Here is a 16,332-nt window from a genome sequence, read left to right as displayed (position 1 = left end):
CGCTCCGCTTGCCAAAAATCGACTCTGTGCAGTGGGCGGGTGTGGGCGGTCTTGCTGTTCCCTTCACCGTATCACGGCGTTCTCGCCGTCAAGGGCGGCGCGCGCCATGCGCGCTTGCGTCCTGGCGGCCGTCTGCGACCCCTGACTGCTTGCGCTGCGCCGTGCTGCCGCCGGTTCCGGGCAATTCCGCCCGAGCAACCGGAGCACGATCATGTCGCAACTGTCCTTTCCCTCGTTCGATTCCTGTCTGCTGGTGCGCGACGCGCACGGGCGCTATCTACCGGCATCGGCCGACGACATTCTGGAAGCTGCGCGCCAGGTCATTGACCGGAAAATGCGGCGCGGAGCAGAGTTCACTTCGCCGGCGGCGGTCAAGGAATACTTGCGTACAAAGTTGGCCAGCTTCGAGCATGAGGTGTTCGTAGTGCTGTTCATGGATACGCGCCATCGTCTGATCGAATACAGGGAGATGTTCCACGGCACTATTGACGGTGCGTCGGTGTATCCGCGCGAAGTGGTCAAGGAGGCGCTGCGGCTCAATGCGGCGGCGGTCGTCGTTTCGCACAACCATCCGAGCGGAAACCCCGAGCCGAGCGCGGCTGACCGGGCGCTGACCCAGCGGCTCAAGGAAGCGTTGGGTCTGGTGGACGTGCGCGTGCTCGATCACATCATCGTTGCGGGCAACGAAACGGCATCGTTCGCCGAGCATGGGCTGATCTAGCCCAAGGGGCTTCGGCCCCTTTTTGCTGCGCCTGGTGGCATAGCTATGGCCCTCGCGGCCTGATGCTCAGGCCGTCGCAACCTGAATCATCTCGTCGTAATGTTTCTTGTCCACCTCTTCCAGCCACTGGAAGATGTTCCCGATGACGCTGTGGCTTTCGCCTGCCAAGTTTTCTGCGGATTCCTCTGTTATCTCAATAACGTCGCTATGTGAATACTTATTGATAAAGCGGTAGATTTTTTCTTTAAGCTCTGGTGTCGTGATGGTGCAATCTTTTAGGCCAGCCTCCATCAATTGACTAATGTCGCTTCGACGCCTTGGATATTTGAAGGTGAAAAACGATTCAACAAGCTTTCGGGCGAGGTTGGCGGTCAAGAACGCCTCATCTCGATTGAGTGTTGTGTGCGCCCTATATTCGTAGAGCTTCTTGAAGATATAGTGGTACTCGGAACCGTAGTTCTTGAGTGAGTCGTCGGCATCCACAAGTAGGGAGTGACGAGGGGAGCCAGGTGGCGCATCCAGGCGATAAAAGAAGCAATTCTCGGCGTTGCCTTTTTTGACTCGATTCCTATTGGTGCCAGTGAACCAGTCTCTCACTAGCTTAAAGTAAGTGAAGTTGTGAGTCAGCACAAAAAGTTGCTTGGCTTCAGTGCATTGCGTTCTCAAAAACGAGTAGGCGTGAAACAAGTGATTAGAATCAAAGCTTGAGACCGGATCGTCAACGACGACGATCGTATCCTTGATGTTATTTCCATTTTCTTTGAGCTTCGTGATGAAATAGACAAATGCAATCGCAGTTTTCTCACCTTCGCTCAAATTCCCATCGTGCTCACCAACCCCGTTTCTGATGATCTCATAGCCTTTCTTCTTCTGATTGAAGTTCAGGCAAAGCTCAGAGCGGCCAATGAAGCGATGCAGGATGTCATTGAACTCCTTTGCCCCGACCGTTTCATTCGAGAGCGCCGCTTCTATGGCTCCGACCTCTAGACTAATTTTTTCAATTTCCTTATGGTCGTTCTTTGCTTCTGACTCAAGGTCATTGCACTTCTTCTCACTTCCAGCATAGTCAAACTCTTGCACCTCAGCCGCAGCAAAGTGAAGCTCCAGTGCCACCTTGCTTTTTGAGGTCTCAGATTTGAAATTTGAAGTCTTATTGTTGTGCTTTCCAACGAGAGCAACAATCGATTTCAGGATGTCATTGAAATTGGTGACATCGTCTTCAACCACATCCGAGATCTGAATGTCTGTCTTCCCAGGGTCTGTGATCTTGGCCTTCAGGGCTTCCCGCCAGGCGTCGATTTGCTGGTCGATCTTTTCAGCAGCAGTTGCGTAGTCCTTTTGAAGCTTCTCTGCCTCGGCCGATAGTTCTTTATAAAACTCGGTCGATGCGGGAAACTGATTAGCTGGAGCGCCTTGAGATTCAATCCATGTCGCCGCGTTCTGAAGTCGGCTCTGAAACTCCGTGAACTCCTTGCTGAAGTGGGCAGCAAGCGCCTCGGCACGAAGCTGGGCGAACGGAGAGCCGCAGAACTCGCAGGATTGCGAGTCGTGGTTTTTATGGATTTCCAAGCCTGCTTGAACCCATTCGCGGATTTCCGGGTTATCGGTCAGCCGCTGGATTGCTTGATTGACCGCCGTAGTCCCAATCAAATCTCTGATGCGGCCCGCCGCTTTCTTAAAGTAGTCCGGCTCAATGGCCGTTGAGGCGAAAGCAATGCTTGGAAGCTGATCTGGCTTGGCGGCATTCGTAAGGTCGATAACCCTCTCATCTGGAAGAACCGACTCCGCCTTGATAATTGTCTCGCCGTTATTCTGTATGAAGTTGAAGAGCTTGCGGCGGTCGTAATTCAAGTAATAACTGTCGCTCGTATCAATCGCCTGAAGTCCAAGCTTCATTTTCTTGGCAGCATTGGTCAGGAACTTCTCTAATGCCTCACGCTGCTTCTTGATATCGCTTTGCTTGTCGTCGTGAGCCTTCTTTTTCGACTGAAGCTCGCTCTTCAGCTTCTCCAGCTTCTGCAAGTCATCAATCTTCTCTTTCGCAATAAGAAGGATGCTCTTTACGGATTTGTCCCAATCAATGTTCTCATGCACGAAGCGTTGATTGAAAACATGAATATTCAATTGGGATGAGTGGAGTGTGGATTCCGTGATCGTTGAGCCATCCTCCAGAACTACTGAAAATTGGCCCGTGCTGAAGCGGGGAACCATCGAGCGAAGCTCAAAGCAAGAGAATAGATTCGATAACGTTGACTTGCCTGTTCCATTCCAACCATAGACCAGGTTGTACCGGCCGAACTTTTGGATCTTCGTTCCATTGAAGTCGCTGAAGATTCCGAACTGTTTGAGGCGGTTGATGCAGACAATCATCTCTATATCTCCGTGTTCTTGCTTTCCCATCATTTGCTTGCGAAACAAATGGTAAACGAAGAGTCCTCTTGCGTCTCCGCTTCGCGGATCGCGCTGCTCCAGGTTCGCTAGTCGCTCATCCCTGGCGGGACTGGCTTCGCCAGCCTTCCGCATCGCTGACGCCTACGGCCCGGCTTCCAGCTTCGGGCCTGCGCGCTTCGCTTGCGTGCGGTCAGCACAAAGGGATGGCCGTTGCCTTGTCCAGCCGTCTCCCCTGACTTCATCACCTTACCCGCGACCGTAGCCCGCGACCGTGTGCCGTCAAGGCGCGCAGGGCCGTGTCCTCGGCTGCGCCTGCGGGCCGCACCAACCCTGCGCTTGGCTCCTTGACGGCCCCCGTCCGCGCGCTCCTTTGGGCGCGGGCGATGAACTCAGGAAAGACGGTGGCAACAGGGTCAACCGGGTTCCTCGTGCCGACCGCACCAAACAGCCGAAAGGCTGGGCTCCGAATCTAGAAATCCGGTGTGCGGTGTGAACAGCAAACCTCTTTTGTCAGGAGAAAGACCATGCAACTCGCATCCCGTTTCGCTTTCCGCTCCCCCTCGCTGCGCAGCGATTACCCGCTGTCCGACGACCAGATTCACCGCGTGGCCCCGTCCATCTTCGCGGATGCCCCGCACGAGAGCCGTTCGCAGCGGTACGCCTATATCCCCACCGCCGCCGTGCTGACCGAGCTTCGCAAAGAAGGCTTCCAGCCTTTCATGGTGACGCAAACCCGCGTGCGCGACGAAGGCAAGCGCGAGCACACCAAACACATGATTCGCTTGCGCCATGCCAGCCAGATCAACGGCGCGGAGGCCAACGAAATCGTGCTGCTGAACTCGCACGACGGCACCAGCAGCTATCAGATGCTGGCCGGAATGTTCCGGTTCGTGTGCAGCAATGGCCTTGTCTGCGGCAACACCGTGGCCGATGTGCGAGTGCCCCATAAAGGCGACGTGGCCGGTCTGGTCATTGAGGGGGCTTACGAAGTCTTGAGCGGTTTCGATCGGGTGAAGGAATCGCGCGATGCCATGCGCGGCATCACCTTGGACGATGGCGAATCCGAAGTGTTCGCCCGCGCCGCGCTCGCCCTCAAGTACGACGACCCCGACAAGCCCGCGCCCATCACGGAATCGCAAATCCTGATGCCGCGCCGCTTCGACGACCGCCGCCCCGACCTGTGGAGCGTGTTCAACCGCACCCAAGAAAACCTGACCCAAGGCGGGCTGCGTGGCCGCAGCGCCAACGGGCGCCGACAGCAAACCCGCCCGGTGCAGGGCATCGACCAAAACATCCGACTAAATCGCGCCCTCTGGCTGCTGGCCGATGGCATGCGCCAGTTGAAAGCCTGAATCCCCAAGCGGCAGGGGCAGGCAGCAGCCCTTGTCGCTTTCTTCGCTGCTGCATCCCTGAACCGATAGGAGTTATCACCATGAACGCCGTTACCCAAACCGAAGCCCGCGCCATCAACACCGCCGCCGCTATCCCGCTGGAAGCCGCTGATCCGACCAAGAACCTGATTCTGGTTCCGCTGTCGCGGCTGGTGTCGCGTCCCACTGGCCGCAACGTGCGCAAGACCCCGCGCATGTCCATTCCCGAACTCGCCGCCAGCATCCAGCGTGTCGGCCTGCTGCAAAACCTCATCGTGATTGCCGCCGCCGATGGCGAGCATTACGAGGTCGTGGCCGGTGACCGTCGCCTCGCAGCGTTGAAGCTGCTGGCGAAAAAGCACCGCATTAGCAAGGAATGGGAGGTGCCTTGCCTGCTGGTGGCCGATGGCACCGCCCGCACGGCCAGCCTCACCGAGAACGTGCAGCGCGAAGCCATGCACCCCGCCGACCAGTTCGAGGCGTTCGCCGCGCTCGTGGCCGAAGGCCGCAGCATCGAGGACATTGCAGCGGATTTCAGCGTCACGCCGCTGGTGGTGCAGCGCCGTCTGAAACTCGCCAACGTGTCGCCGCGCCTGCTGGCCGACTACCGGGCCGAGGCCGTGAGCCTTGACCAGTTGATGGCCCTCGCCATCACCGACGACCATGCTGCGCAGGAAGCCGCGTTCTACGATGCGCCCACATGGCAGCGCGGCCCGCACAACCTGCGCGACCGCCTGACCGAACGCGAAATCGACGCCTACCGGCATCCGCTGGTGCGCTTTGTCGGGCTGGACGGCTACGAGCAGGAAGGCGGTGGCATCCGCCGCGACCTGTTCGCGGAGGGCGACAAAGGCGTGTATCTGACCGATGCCGCACTGCTGGAACGGCTGGCGCAGGACAAGCTGGCAGGTATCGCCGCCAAGGTGCAGGCCGAGGGCTGGGCGTGGGTGGATGCCACGCCGGGCATGACCCATGCCGATCTGCAAGCCTTCCAGCGTGCGCCAAGGGAACGCCGCAGTCCGAACAAGCGCGACGCGCAGCGCATCGAGAAGCTGCAAACCAAGCTGCACGAACTGGCCGAGGCGGTGGATGCCGCGCTGGACGACGAGGACGAGGAAAAGGCCGATGCCTTGCAGGAAGAAGGCGAACGCCTGGGCGAGCAGTTGCAGGCGCTGGAAGATGGCTTGCTGGACTATGCGGCCAACGTGAAGGCCGCAGCCGGTGCCATTGTCACCATCGACCGCGACGGGCAGGCCGCGATTCATCGCGGGCTGCTGCGCGAAGCGGAGGCCAAGGCACTGCGCACGCTGGAGCGGCTGCGGCAGGGTTTCGGCAGCGAAGGCGAAGCCGCGAACGAGGACGCAGGCGAGGACGACGAGCAGCCCAAGACCGCCGCCATGTCTGACCGACTGGCGCAGCGGTTGAGCGCGCACCGTACCGCTGCGCTGCAAATCGAAGTTGCACGGCATCCGCAAGCAGCGCTGGCCGCCGTGGTGCATGGCATGGTGCAGACCGTCTTGCAGGAAAGGCACTACGGGCACGACCTGCCGCTGGGTGTGCGCCTCACGGTGCAAGACCGGCTGGAAGGCATGGCCCCGGACTGGCCGGAATCACCCGCCGCCGTGGCGCTGCGCGAACTGCAACAGGTGGCAGGCGAAACCTTGCCGGAGGACAGCGCCGAACTGTTCGCCGCGCTGCTGGCGAAATCACAGGATGAACTGGTGCGGCTGTTGGCCGTGTGCTTAGCTTCCACGGTGGACGTGGTGACGCCTCGCGCCACGCCGCACCAGCCCGGCGCGGAACTGGCGCAGGCCGTGGGGCTGGATATGGCCGCGTGGTGGCAGCCCACCAATGAGGGTTACTTCCGGCATGTGCCGAAGGCCGCGATTCTGGAAGCCGTTGGCGGGTTCGCGCCCTCGCACGTCACCCGACTGGCGAAGTTGAAGAAGGGCGACATTGCCAGCGAAGCCGAACGGCTGGCCGCTGGCACCGGCTGGATGCCCGCCATCTTCCGCTCCGAAGGCCCGCAGCAGACCGGGCAGGACGCGCCGGCGGATGGCGAAGCCGAAGCACAGGAAGAAGTGGCCGCCGTGGCGGATGACCAGCCGCAGGCCGAGGCTTTGGCCGCGTGACTTCGCACCGTAGATAGCGCCCCGGTTCCGGCCGGGGCGCTTCATGTTGAGGATGCCTGCCATGACCCACCAACCCGCAAACCGCCCCCGCATAGCTGCGACCTATGCCTCCGGCACGGTGCGCGCCCGCCGCTGGCACGGCGACGGCGACGTGCGCGGCTACCGTCCGCCGCGTGGCTGGACGGCCCGCGCCGACCTGACCGATCTGCATCCCCTCACGGGCCGCGCCTTGCCGCGCGCCGTGTGGTGGATCATCGAAACCAAGGAATAACGAGCCGCACCGGCCCCAAGCCGTGCCGCCTTGGGGCCGGTGGTCGAAAACTCCGGGCGCGGCGGTGGCCGCGCCCGGTTTCACTGCTCAAAGCCAAAACGCCCCATCGCCGCCTTCGGACAGGCGGCGATGGGGCCACGCACAAGGGCGCTCGTGCGCGAAATCCACGAAGCCAGCAAGTGTGGCGGCGCATCGCGCCGCCAACGATTCGACCGAGCCCCGCCGCAATGGGCGGGGCTGGTGTGGCTACGCCCCGGCTTGCTGCGGCAGGTTGCACGAAAGCGTGCCGTCCCCGACGCTGGCGGTTCGTTGTCTGTACGTCACGAAAGACGGTTCACCGACACGCCGCCCAGCCTCGCTTCTATGGAGCTTCCACACCACGCCTCAGTATGTGGCCGTGAGCTGCGGCAGGGGCGCTCTGGCCTTGTCGTCGGGGCATTGACCTGGCCCGCGTCAGGGCGCAAGCCGGTGCAGCCGTCACGCGGGGATGCCGAGTTGGCCACGTCTCCATTCGGGAGCGGGCGGCCTGTGCGTCCTTGTCTTGTTGTGAATCCTGGCGGTGGCGCGGCTGCGCCTTGTGCTTGATGGCCGCAACCTTGCAGCGAAAACAATTTCCCCTGCGCTGCGCGCATTCCTCGCGGGACAAATTCTTTTCGCTTCCAGGTTCTCCACGTTGTTGCGACCGCTGTGCGGTGCGACCAGCCCATCCCCCGCCGGCCGGATCACAACAAGGACGCACTGGCGCGACCTTGTTCAACCCGAAAGGAGAAACATCATGGCTAACATCGGCACCTTCACCGCAGAGAAAGACGGCTTCACCGGCACGCTTCGCACCCTGACGCTCAACGTCAAGGTCAAGCTGGTTCCCAACGACAAGGGCGACACCGAGAACGCCCCCGACTTCCACCTGCAAGCGGCTGGCCACGAAGTCGGCGCAGCGTGGAAGAAGACCAGCGAGGCCGGGCGGGAATACCTGTCCGTATCCATCGACGACCCTTCGTTCCCGGCGACGGTCTATGCCCGCCTGATCGAGAACGAGGACGGCACGCACGACCTGATCTGGTCGCGCAACAAGCCGAAGGCGGCCTGACAGCCGCTTACCGCGTCCCGCCCACTGCGGCGGGGCGCGATGCTGCTGATCGCAGCACCGCACGCGCAGGATTTCTGCTGCTGCCGCGTGCTGGATACGCCCGTCACGGCGGGCCTGCATGCGTGCCTTGTGGCTCGCAATCCGTGTCAACGAGCGGTGTGTGGCGTGTCGGCGCTGTAAGCGCCGCCGGGCTTTCGGGCTTCGCCCCGTGCCGGCAAGCCGTCACGGCCATCCGGCTTCAATCCCTCACGCCTTCGCGCCTGCGGCGCTGCGCGCTCCGCTTGCTGCAATTCAGTACCACACGCCAACGCGCTAAGGCGTGTCGGGCTCTTCCAATATCGCCCTGAGTTCCTGGCGCACCTGTGCCAGCAATTCATCAGCTTCGCGGGTGCTGTCACCGGCATAAGCCAATGTGAGCAGCGTGAGCGGATGCACTTCCATGACCTCGCACAGATCGGCCAGCTTCTGGATGGTTGGGCTTTTCAGGTCGCGCTCCAGCGTGCTCATGTAGGTGCGACTGGACACGTTGGAGAACGCTTCCTGGCTCAAACCACGCGCCTTCCTTACCGTCCGAATCGCCGCTGCCAATGAGTTCTTCGCTGCCACCTATGGTTTCCCCAAAAAACCAAGATGACAGCCCATTGCGCCCTATAGGACTACAATCTATAGTGTTCATTTGGTGGTGATGTTTTCCTTTTCCGTGCTTTTACGGAGATCCGCATCTGCGGATTTCCTCAGACCCAGGGAACCGCATCCGTGTCTTTCCTGACTTCCACCAATACGCCTTCGTGCCTCTCCGCTTTTGCGGCTTCGTGCGCTTGCGCATACGTGCATCCGTCCGCAGGCACAGATGCGCCTCGGCGATTGCGTGTGTTCGTGGAAGGGGCGCGGCCTTGACCACGCTTGTCACCGAGGAAGACCGGGTGCACCTACTGGCCCACGGCCTCACCCGCGCCGCAGGCCAGGAATGTGACCCGCTGCCCGTGGTGCGCCTGTTCACACCGGACGCACATGCGACCTGGCTATTGGCCGCGCTCGATCCGACCGATGGCGATACGGCCTACGGCCTGATCGACCTCGGGATCGGGATGCCTGCCCTGGCGACGGTGAAGCTGTCCGATCTGGCGTCCATCGTCGGGCCGCTCAAGCAGCCCGTGATACGAGATCGGTATTTCCAGCCGACGCGGCCGCTGTCGGAATACGTTCGACTGGCTCAGGAAAACGGTTCGATCACCGATTGACGCATTCCAGCGCGACCAGGCAAAAAGTATCGCATTGTGACTATTTCGGTCTTAGCCAAGACCTGGCAAGTCTTGATCCGCATGCTTGCACCAGGGTGGTGCGCTCCTGACCAAAACAGTCATGATGCCAGGCGCGAGATTCGGCACGGTGTTCAATGCTGCACCCCATTTCCGGGCGGTGCAGTCGTCGCATTTAGACGATTTCGGCAATGCACTGGAGCGAATCTGTCTTGACACCAGCAGTTAAAGCGTAACCCGAGTTTGATGACCACTTGATGGCGATTCGATAGCTCCCGCACAGCGGAATTGTGGCGACGTTCCCAGAAACAGGGAGGTTTCGCCATGACTGACCGCAGCAGCCAACACTGGTATCCCACGGCCGCGTATCTCTACACGCTGCACCTCGATGGCCCAGCGCTGGCTTGGGAGTATTTGCGCAGGAATCCAAGCTACCGGCGCGACTGGCTACGCCGGCGTCGCAAGCCTGATGCGGCGCAGGCCTGGGGCCTGCGCCTGCTGGAAGATCCCGGCCTGGATGCGCGCGACGCACATCCTGCTTGGTTCCCCGATCACGATGCCGTGGTGCAGCTATACCCCGACGCCGACCCACCACCCGATGCGCATACCTTCGAGTTCTGGCGCATTCCTGGGCGCAAGCAACTGACCCACGACGGCAAGCGCCTGGTGCTCGTATCGCATTGGCCAGGCTGCTGCGTTCGGCTGGCACTCGCACCCGACCTGGAAGATGGTTCGGCCTATCTCTACGCCACACGCGCCTGCGCCACGCCCTGTGCGCGCTACCGCACGCTCGCTGCGAAGCTGGATGCGCTATCTGCCGCAACCGTGGCCACGCCTGTGGCAACAGCCCGCTCCCGCCCCACGCCCGCCGCGCTGCTGGAACTGCATACCTTGCAAGCGCTCGACGCGACCCTCGCGGGAGCCTCCTTGCGCGAGGTGGGCGAAGGTCTGTTCGGCGCGGATGCCGTCGCGGCCGACTGGCACAAAGACAGTGCATTGCGTGCCCGCGTACGGCGGCTGGTACGCCGCGGCGATGAGCTGATGCACGGCGGCTACCGCCGACTAGCGCAGCTTCCAATGTTCCCGTCGCATTAGGGGGGACGTTTCTCGACCCGTGCGAATCGTCCCTTAGCAAGAAGCCTTGCTTTCTTGAGAGTGCCTCTATCCGGCCGCGTGGTGTGGCCGGGCTTGATGGAGGTACATCCCATGCGACCTGCTCCCTCGCGGCCTGCCGCCGCTGCCGTCACTGCGACCTCGCAGCCTCAACGCTACCTGACAAACGACGAAGCCGCCGACTACCTGCGGCTGTCGCCGCGCACGCTGGAGAAGCAGCGGGTGATCGGCGGCGGCCCCAAGTTCCGCAAGTTCGGCCGCCGCGTCATGTACGCGGTGTCCGACCTCGATGCCTGGGCCGACCAGCGCAGCTACGAGGCCACGTCCGATCCCGAATACGCCGAGCGCCACGCGGGCGACTACCGTGATGGCCGCTGATCGTCGGCGCGTGGGTGGCCTTCGCCATGTCCAGCCCGCCAGGGCAAGCCTTGCCGCAGCGCGAACAGCTCGATCTGTTCCGCGCGCTGCCGGGCGACATGGCGCCACGCGATTCCCAGGACTTGATGGCCTTTCCGTTCTTCTCGCTTGCCAAGTCGCGGCGCACGGCGCCGATCGACTTCCGCAGCGGGAACGTCACCATTCGCGTGGAAGGCACGCAGGAGCACGGCATCGCAACGATATGGGATGCCGACGTGCTGATATGGGCCGCCTCGCAGATCGTGGAGGCGCGCGACGCGGGCCTGCGCCCGTCGCGCTGGATACGCGCCACGCCTTACGAGATTTTGCGCTTCATCGGGCGCGGCACGTCCCTCAACGACTACCAGCGCCTGAAGGCCGCCCTCGACCGGCTGCAATCGACCACGGTGGCCACGTCCATCCGCGAAACCACGGGAAGGCGCTTGCATCGCTTCTCGTGGATCAACGAGTGGAAGGAACTCGCCGACGCCAGCGGCACCCCGCTGGGCATCGAGCTGATCTTGCCGGACTGGTTCTATGCCGGCGTGCTCGACGCCGCCCTGGTGCTGACCATCGACCCGGCCTATTTCCGCTTGAAGGGCGGTATCGAACGCTGGCTGTACCGCCTGGTGCGCAAGCATGGCGGGCGGCAGGAGCACGGCTGGCAATTCGACTTCCGACACCTGTACCGCAAATCCGGCAGCGCGGCCCGCTTCTCGGACTTCGCCTACGACGTGCGCGCCCTGGTGGCGCGGCAGTCGTTGCCCGGCTACGTCCTCGGCATCGAGCGGATGCCGGACGACAACACCGAGCTGCTGACCTTCCGGCCCGTGCCGCACGCGGCACGGGGATAACTGCGGGAGAACCTGTGGACGGCCTCGTGCTATCAGGAGTACCGGGTATCGTGCTATCAGGAGTACGACCCTCGTGCTATCAGGAGTACGAAAACGCCGGAAAGCCAACAACGGCGCGGGTTTGCGTTCCCTCTAACTTACCTAACAAGAAATACATAACTTTTAGTAGAAGCGCGCCGTTTCGGTGGACAACCACGAAACGGCACGGCCAGGCCGGCTTTCCAGCTCGGAGGGCCGCGCCATGATCTTCGCGTTTCTCAACCAGAAAGGCGGCGTCGGCAAGACCACGCTCGCCACGCACATCGCCGGCGAACTGGCGATGCGCGGCCTGCATGTCATCCTGCTGGATGCCGACCCGCAGGGGTCATCGCTCGACTGGACGCAGCGGCGTAGCCAGCAGGGCCTGCCCCGTCTGTTCAGCGCCGTGGGCCTTGCCCGCGAAACGCTGCATCAGGAAGCGCCAGAACTCGCCAGGCGGGCCGATCACATCATCATCGACGGCCCGCCGCGCATCGCCGCCCTCGCGCGTTCCGCGCTGCTGGCGGCCGAGCGCGTGCTGATCCCCGTGCAGCCCAGCCCCTACGACGTATGGGCTTCTGCCGAGATGGTCGCACTGATCCGCGAAGCACAGGTGTTCCGGCCAGCGCTGCGCGCGGCCTTCGTCATCAACCGGCGCGTCAGCACCACCATCATCGGCAGGGAGGCACGGCAATCGCTGGCCGAACAGCCGCTGCCCGCGCTGCGCTCGGAGATCCACCAGCGCATCGTCTTTGCCGACAGCGTAGCCGCTGGCCGGCTCGCCCGCGAAACCGCGCCCGACAGCGCCGCTGCCCGCGAGATCGCCGCGCTCACCGACGAACTGCTGCGGTGGCCGACATGACTGGGAAGCCACCACCACGCAGCAAGCGCGTCGGCATCGGTGCGCGTCCCCCAGCGAATCCGCACGCCGAAGCGTGGATTCGCCAGGGCGACGCAGATGCCGTGCAGAAAGGCGACCTCTACACCGCTCGACTGACGCTCGACATCACGCCCGCCATGCGGGCGCGCATCAAGGTGTCGGCCTTCACGCGAGGCGTGACCGTAGCCGAACTGCTGCGCGACCTGCTGGAGCGGGAGTTTCCCCCGGAGGGCACGCCGTGAACGCATCCGCTTCGACCGCCCACACCCCCAAAGCAAGTGCGCCCACGGCTGCGCCGCCGCCGGCGCCTTCGACACTCGCCGGCCAGGCCGGCAACGTGCCGCTGACGCGCGTGGCGCTGGCCTACATCGAACCGCGCTTCAAGCTCTACCTGCGCTTCGGCGAACCGGCGCGCACGCTCCAGCTCGACCGCTGGCGGCGCTGCGCCGTGTTCCTGCCGAACGCGGTTCTGTGCCGCATCCGTTGGCAGGCCAACGACTACGGCACGATCCGCTGGCAGCTCATGGTGATGCAGACCGCCACGCCGCTGGACGCCGTGCAGCGCATCCCCGGCGTGCAGCCGGGCGCGCGTCTGCTGCTGCACGCCGAAGGCGATGCCAACGTGCGCGCCGTGCTGGAACGCATCGACGGCATCGAGGCGCTGGGCATCGCAGCCGCAGACACATCGCCCGCGTACTGGCGCACGCTCGCGAACCGGCTCGCAGCGCGCTCGGCGCTACCCACATACACCGCAGAACGGCACGCCGCCTGGCTGGCCGGGAGGGCATTGCCATGACCACGATTTCCACGACCGGCCCCGTGCCGCATCCTCGCTCGCGCCTGCGCGCTCGCCTCGTGCTGGCAGGCTTCGCCACCGTCGGCCTCGCTGCGCTGGCCTGGGCGGCGTTCGTGCAGCCCCTGCCGCGAATGGCCTACAACCCGTCCGACAGCGTGGCGGTCGGTTGGTATCGCATCGAACCGTTCGACCCGCGCACCGCCTCGCGGCCACGTCCGCTGTCCGTGGACAGCATCGTGCTGATGCCGCTGCCCGACAGGGCCGCCATGCTGGCTGCGCAGCGCGGCTACCTGCCGACCCGCGTTCCGCTGCTCAAACGTGTGGGCGCAGTCGCGCCACAACACGTTTGCATCGTCGCCGGCCAGGTTCGCATCGACGGCGTGCCGGTGGCCGCCGCCCTGCCTGCCGACCGGCTGGGCCGGCCGCTGCCATCCTTGCAGCTTTGCCGCCGTCTCCAACCGGGCGAACTGTTCCTGTTGAGCGCGACCAACCCGGCGTCGTTCGACAGCCGCTATTTCGGGCCGGTCAGCGCGTTCGCCGTGATCGGCGTTGCGCATCCGATCTGGCTGGAGACACGTCCATGATGGCCGCCGATTCGCTGCACTTTGCCGCGCCTCTCATCGTGCCATCGGGCATGTCGTTCTACTGTTCGTCGCCGTGTCGTCGCGCGTGCAGTGCGGGTGCATTCGCACCGCACTTCGCGCTGCCTTCGGCGCAGCCGCCCAACGTGCAGGCGTCTTGCCTCGAACGCGCCTGGCCTGCGGCCATTGGCGTGTTCGCCGGCGGGCTGGCTGCTCGTGCAGCAGCGCCGCCGGGCCGCCGATGCCCGGAGCGGGAGCGAGGGGCAAAGGCGGAAGGCAAGACAAAAGGGTTCGGCACTCTGCCGCCCGCAAAGCCAGTCTGCACGTGGGGGTGGCGCGGCACGGCGCGGCTTCGCCGCCGTGCCGCGTGGGGCGCGAGGCACGCGCCGATGCAGGCATGTCCGCGTGCTTCGCACGCTCGGACACGCCGGAGCTTGCAGGGAGCACAGCCATGACCGACCGCGGCGACCATGATTTCTGGGTGCGCCCTGGCGCGCCGAAGAACCGAGGCAAAGGCCAGGGCCAGAGCTTCGTTTCCAAGGTGCTCAAGCAGGCTGGCAAGGCCAGCGGCGGCAAGTCGGCGGTGCGCCGTCCTACCGCTGGCGGGAGCGGCCAGCACGCCGGCCAGCGGCCCGGCTCACGGCTTGGACGCGGCCATACGGCGGCGCGCTTCGCAGGCGCAAAGCTGACCCCTATGTCACGGCGCGTGACCATCAAGACGCTGCTGGTCAACCAGCGCAACGCCAGTCCGCAGTCGCTCGCCAAGCACCTGCGCTACATCGAGCGCGACGGTGCCGGCCGGAACGGCGAGCCGGGCCGTGCCTACGGGCCGCAGACCGACGAAGCCGACCTCGATGCCTTCAAGGAACGCTGCCAGGACGACCGACATCATTTCCGCTTCATCGTCTCACCTGAAGACAGTGCGGAGCTGGACGACCTGCGCACCTACACCCGGCACCTGATGAACCGGATGGAGGCCGACCTGGGGACGCGGCTGGATTGGGTGGCGGTCGATCACTGGAACACCGACAACCCGCACACGCACCTGATCGTGCGCGGACGCGACGATACCGGCAAAGACCTCATCATCGCGGGCGACTACATCGCCCACGGCTTCCGCCATCGCGCCGCCGAGCTGGCGACGGAATGGCTGGGGCCGCGCACCGAACTGGAGATCCAGCAGACCTTGCAGCGCGAGGTGGAGCAAGAGCGGTGGACGAGCCTCGACCGCACGTTGCAGCGCGAGGCCGGCGAGGATGGCCGGGTGCAGATCGAACGCTTCAACGAACCCCGGCTGCAACGCCAGCGCCTGCTGCTGATCGGCCGCCTGCAACACTTGCAGCGCCTGGGCCTGGCCGACGAGGTGCAGCCCGGCACCTGGGCCGTCCATGCGGACGCGGAGAAGACCTTGCGTGCCCTGGGCGAGCGTGGCGACATCATCCGAACGATGCAGCGGGCCATGAGCGGCAAGCCTCGCGAGCTGGCGGTGTTCGAGCCGGGCGACGACGGCCGCACTATCGTCGGTCGCGTGGCTGCTAAGGGTCTGGCCGACGAGCTGCACGACCGCGGCTATCTGGTCATCGACGGGTTGGACGGCAAAGCCCACTACGTCGCGTTGGACGCCCGCGACGAGCTGGCGAACTATCCCATCGGCGCGGTGGTGGAGGTACGCGGTTCCGCCGAGGTGCGGGCGGCCGACAAGAACATCGCCACGCTGGCGAGCAATGGCCTGTACCGCACCGATCACCACCTGGCGATCGAGCAAGGCCGAGCCAAGCCCGGCCGCGACCCGCAAGAGGCTGTGGCGGCCCATATCCGCCGGCTGGAAGCCCTACGGCGGGCCGGCATCGTGGAGCGCGTGGCCGAGGGGTTATGGAAGGTGCCGGACGACTTGGCCGAGCGTGGCCGCCAGTACGACGCGCAGCGGCTGGGCGGCGTGGCGGTCGAACTGAAATCGCATCTGCCGATTGAACGGCAGGCCCGCGTCATCGGCGCGACCTGGCTGGATCAGCAGTTGATCGGCGGCGGCAAGGGACTGGGCGACCTGGGCTTTGGCGGCGATGCTAGGCAAGCCTTGCAGCAGCGCGCCGACTTCCTCGAAGAACAGGGGCTGGCCCAGCGGCGCGGGCAGCGGCTGATTCTCTCCCGGAATCTGCTGGAAACGCTGCGCAATCGGGAGCTGGCGCAGGCCGCCCAGCACATTGCCGCCGATAGCGGATTGGAGCATCGGCACGTCACAGACGGGCAGCGCGTAGCCGGCATCTACCGGCGCTCGGTCATGCTCGCCAGCGGTCGCTATGCGCTGCTCGATGACGGCATGGGATTCAGTCTGGTGCCTTGGCGGCCGATAATCGAGCCACGACTGGGGCAGCAGATCGCCGCGACTGTACGCGGCGGCGGTGTGTCATGGGAGGTTGGACGGCAAAGAGGTCCTGGGATTGGATCGGGGCCGTAGGCTGT

The 16,332-nt window shown here is 63.9% G+C and carries 16 protein-coding genes; 14 read left to right on the top strand and 2 right to left on the bottom strand.

Annotated features, from left to right (window positions below; translation table 11 throughout):
* The first annotated feature begins 211 nt into the window (after positions 1-211).
* Positions 212-721 (top strand): RadC family protein, encoded by a 510-nt coding sequence (radC, locus tag ACSQ4M_RS14700; RefSeq protein WP_003092330.1) that lies wholly within the window; start codon positions 212-214, stop codon positions 719-721.
* Between the two features lie 66 nt (positions 722-787).
* Here radC and ACSQ4M_RS14695 read toward each other — a convergent pair whose 3' ends face one another.
* Complete coding sequence (locus ACSQ4M_RS14695) at positions 788-3,244, bottom strand: ATP-binding protein (protein WP_001223964.1); 2,457 nt, start codon at positions 3,242-3,244, stop codon at positions 788-790.
* 392 nt (positions 3,245-3,636) lie between these two features.
* On the opposite strand from ACSQ4M_RS14695, the gene ACSQ4M_RS14690 reads away from it, so the two are divergent.
* The 4 genes from ACSQ4M_RS14690 to ACSQ4M_RS14675 all read left to right on the top strand — a co-directional run bounded on the left by ACSQ4M_RS14690 (position 3,637) and on the right by ACSQ4M_RS14675 (position 7,975).
* A complete protein-coding gene (locus ACSQ4M_RS14690; RefSeq protein ID WP_003092327.1) occupies positions 3,637-4,464 on the top strand; it encodes a DUF932 domain-containing protein in 828 nt (275 codons plus the stop codon).
* A gap of 80 nt (positions 4,465-4,544) precedes the next feature.
* Entirely contained in the window at positions 4,545-6,614 is a 2,070-nt protein-coding gene (locus tag ACSQ4M_RS14685; protein ID WP_000994919.1) for a ParB/RepB/Spo0J family partition protein, read from the top strand.
* A gap of 61 nt (positions 6,615-6,675) precedes the next feature.
* Positions 6,676-6,885 carry a hypothetical protein gene (locus ACSQ4M_RS14680; RefSeq protein ID WP_022580212.1) on the top strand — a complete coding sequence of 70 codons (210 nt, stop codon included), beginning with the start codon at positions 6,676-6,678 and terminating at the stop codon, positions 6,883-6,885.
* A gap of 775 nt (positions 6,886-7,660) precedes the next feature.
* A complete protein-coding gene (locus tag ACSQ4M_RS14675) occupies positions 7,661-7,975 on the top strand; it encodes a DUF736 domain-containing protein (RefSeq protein ID WP_001273857.1) in 315 nt (104 codons plus the stop codon).
* A gap of 312 nt (positions 7,976-8,287) precedes the next feature.
* Here the strand turns inward: ACSQ4M_RS14675 and ACSQ4M_RS14670 are convergent, their stop codons facing one another.
* Positions 8,288-8,581: a helix-turn-helix domain-containing protein gene (locus tag ACSQ4M_RS14670; protein WP_006379425.1), complete on the bottom strand. Its 294-nt coding sequence runs from the start codon at positions 8,579-8,581 to the stop codon at positions 8,288-8,290.
* Between the two features lie 287 nt (positions 8,582-8,868).
* Here ACSQ4M_RS14670 and ACSQ4M_RS14665 point away from each other — a divergent pair, with 287 nt between their 5' ends.
* From ACSQ4M_RS14665 to ACSQ4M_RS14625, 9 genes are all read left to right on the top strand, one after another.
* Positions 8,869-9,216, top strand: a complete 348-nt coding sequence (locus ACSQ4M_RS14665) for a DUF2958 domain-containing protein (RefSeq protein ID WP_016487838.1) — start codon at positions 8,869-8,871, stop codon at positions 9,214-9,216.
* A gap of 342 nt (positions 9,217-9,558) precedes the next feature.
* Complete coding sequence (locus ACSQ4M_RS14660; protein WP_003092318.1) at positions 9,559-10,329, top strand: DUF2285 domain-containing protein; 771 nt, start codon at positions 9,559-9,561, stop codon at positions 10,327-10,329.
* A gap of 111 nt (positions 10,330-10,440) precedes the next feature.
* The gene (locus ACSQ4M_RS14655) at positions 10,441-10,725 is read left to right on the top strand and encodes a helix-turn-helix transcriptional regulator (protein ID WP_001247107.1); all 285 of its coding nucleotides are present in this window, start codon (positions 10,441-10,443) and stop codon (positions 10,723-10,725) included.
* Between the two features lie 26 nt (positions 10,726-10,751).
* Entirely contained in the window at positions 10,752-11,597 is an 846-nt protein-coding gene (locus ACSQ4M_RS14650; protein WP_022652188.1) for a replication initiator protein A, read from the top strand.
* 241 nt (positions 11,598-11,838) lie between these two features.
* Positions 11,839-12,477, top strand: coding sequence for a ParA family partition ATPase (gene parA, locus ACSQ4M_RS14645; RefSeq protein WP_003092312.1), 639 nt, complete (start codon positions 11,839-11,841; stop codon positions 12,475-12,477).
* Complete coding sequence (locus tag ACSQ4M_RS14640; protein WP_000147048.1) at positions 12,474-12,737, top strand: hypothetical protein; 264 nt, start codon at positions 12,474-12,476, stop codon at positions 12,735-12,737. Before parA ends, ACSQ4M_RS14640 begins: the two co-directional genes overlap by 4 nt.
* Positions 12,734-13,291, top strand: coding sequence for a DUF2840 domain-containing protein (locus ACSQ4M_RS14635; protein ID WP_023093372.1), 558 nt, complete (start codon positions 12,734-12,736; stop codon positions 13,289-13,291). The genes ACSQ4M_RS14640 and ACSQ4M_RS14635 overlap by 4 nt, the downstream gene beginning before the upstream one ends.
* Entirely contained in the window at positions 13,288-13,875 is a 588-nt protein-coding gene (locus tag ACSQ4M_RS14630) for a S26 family signal peptidase (protein ID WP_003092304.1), read from the top strand. The genes ACSQ4M_RS14635 and ACSQ4M_RS14630 overlap by 4 nt, the downstream gene beginning before the upstream one ends.
* Before the next feature lie 448 nt (positions 13,876-14,323).
* Complete coding sequence (locus tag ACSQ4M_RS14625; protein WP_000132148.1) at positions 14,324-16,327, top strand: relaxase/mobilization nuclease domain-containing protein; 2,004 nt, start codon at positions 14,324-14,326, stop codon at positions 16,325-16,327.
* The last annotated feature ends 5 nt before the right edge of the window (positions 16,328-16,332 follow it).

Origin of the sequence: Pseudorhodoferax sp. LjRoot39 (assembly GCF_964253035.1) — a bacterium.
Taxonomy (GTDB): Bacteria; Pseudomonadota; Gammaproteobacteria; order Burkholderiales; family Burkholderiaceae_C; genus Pseudorhodoferax.
Note: the sequence above shows the minus strand (reverse complement) of the source record. Positions and strands in the feature narration are given on the sequence as shown.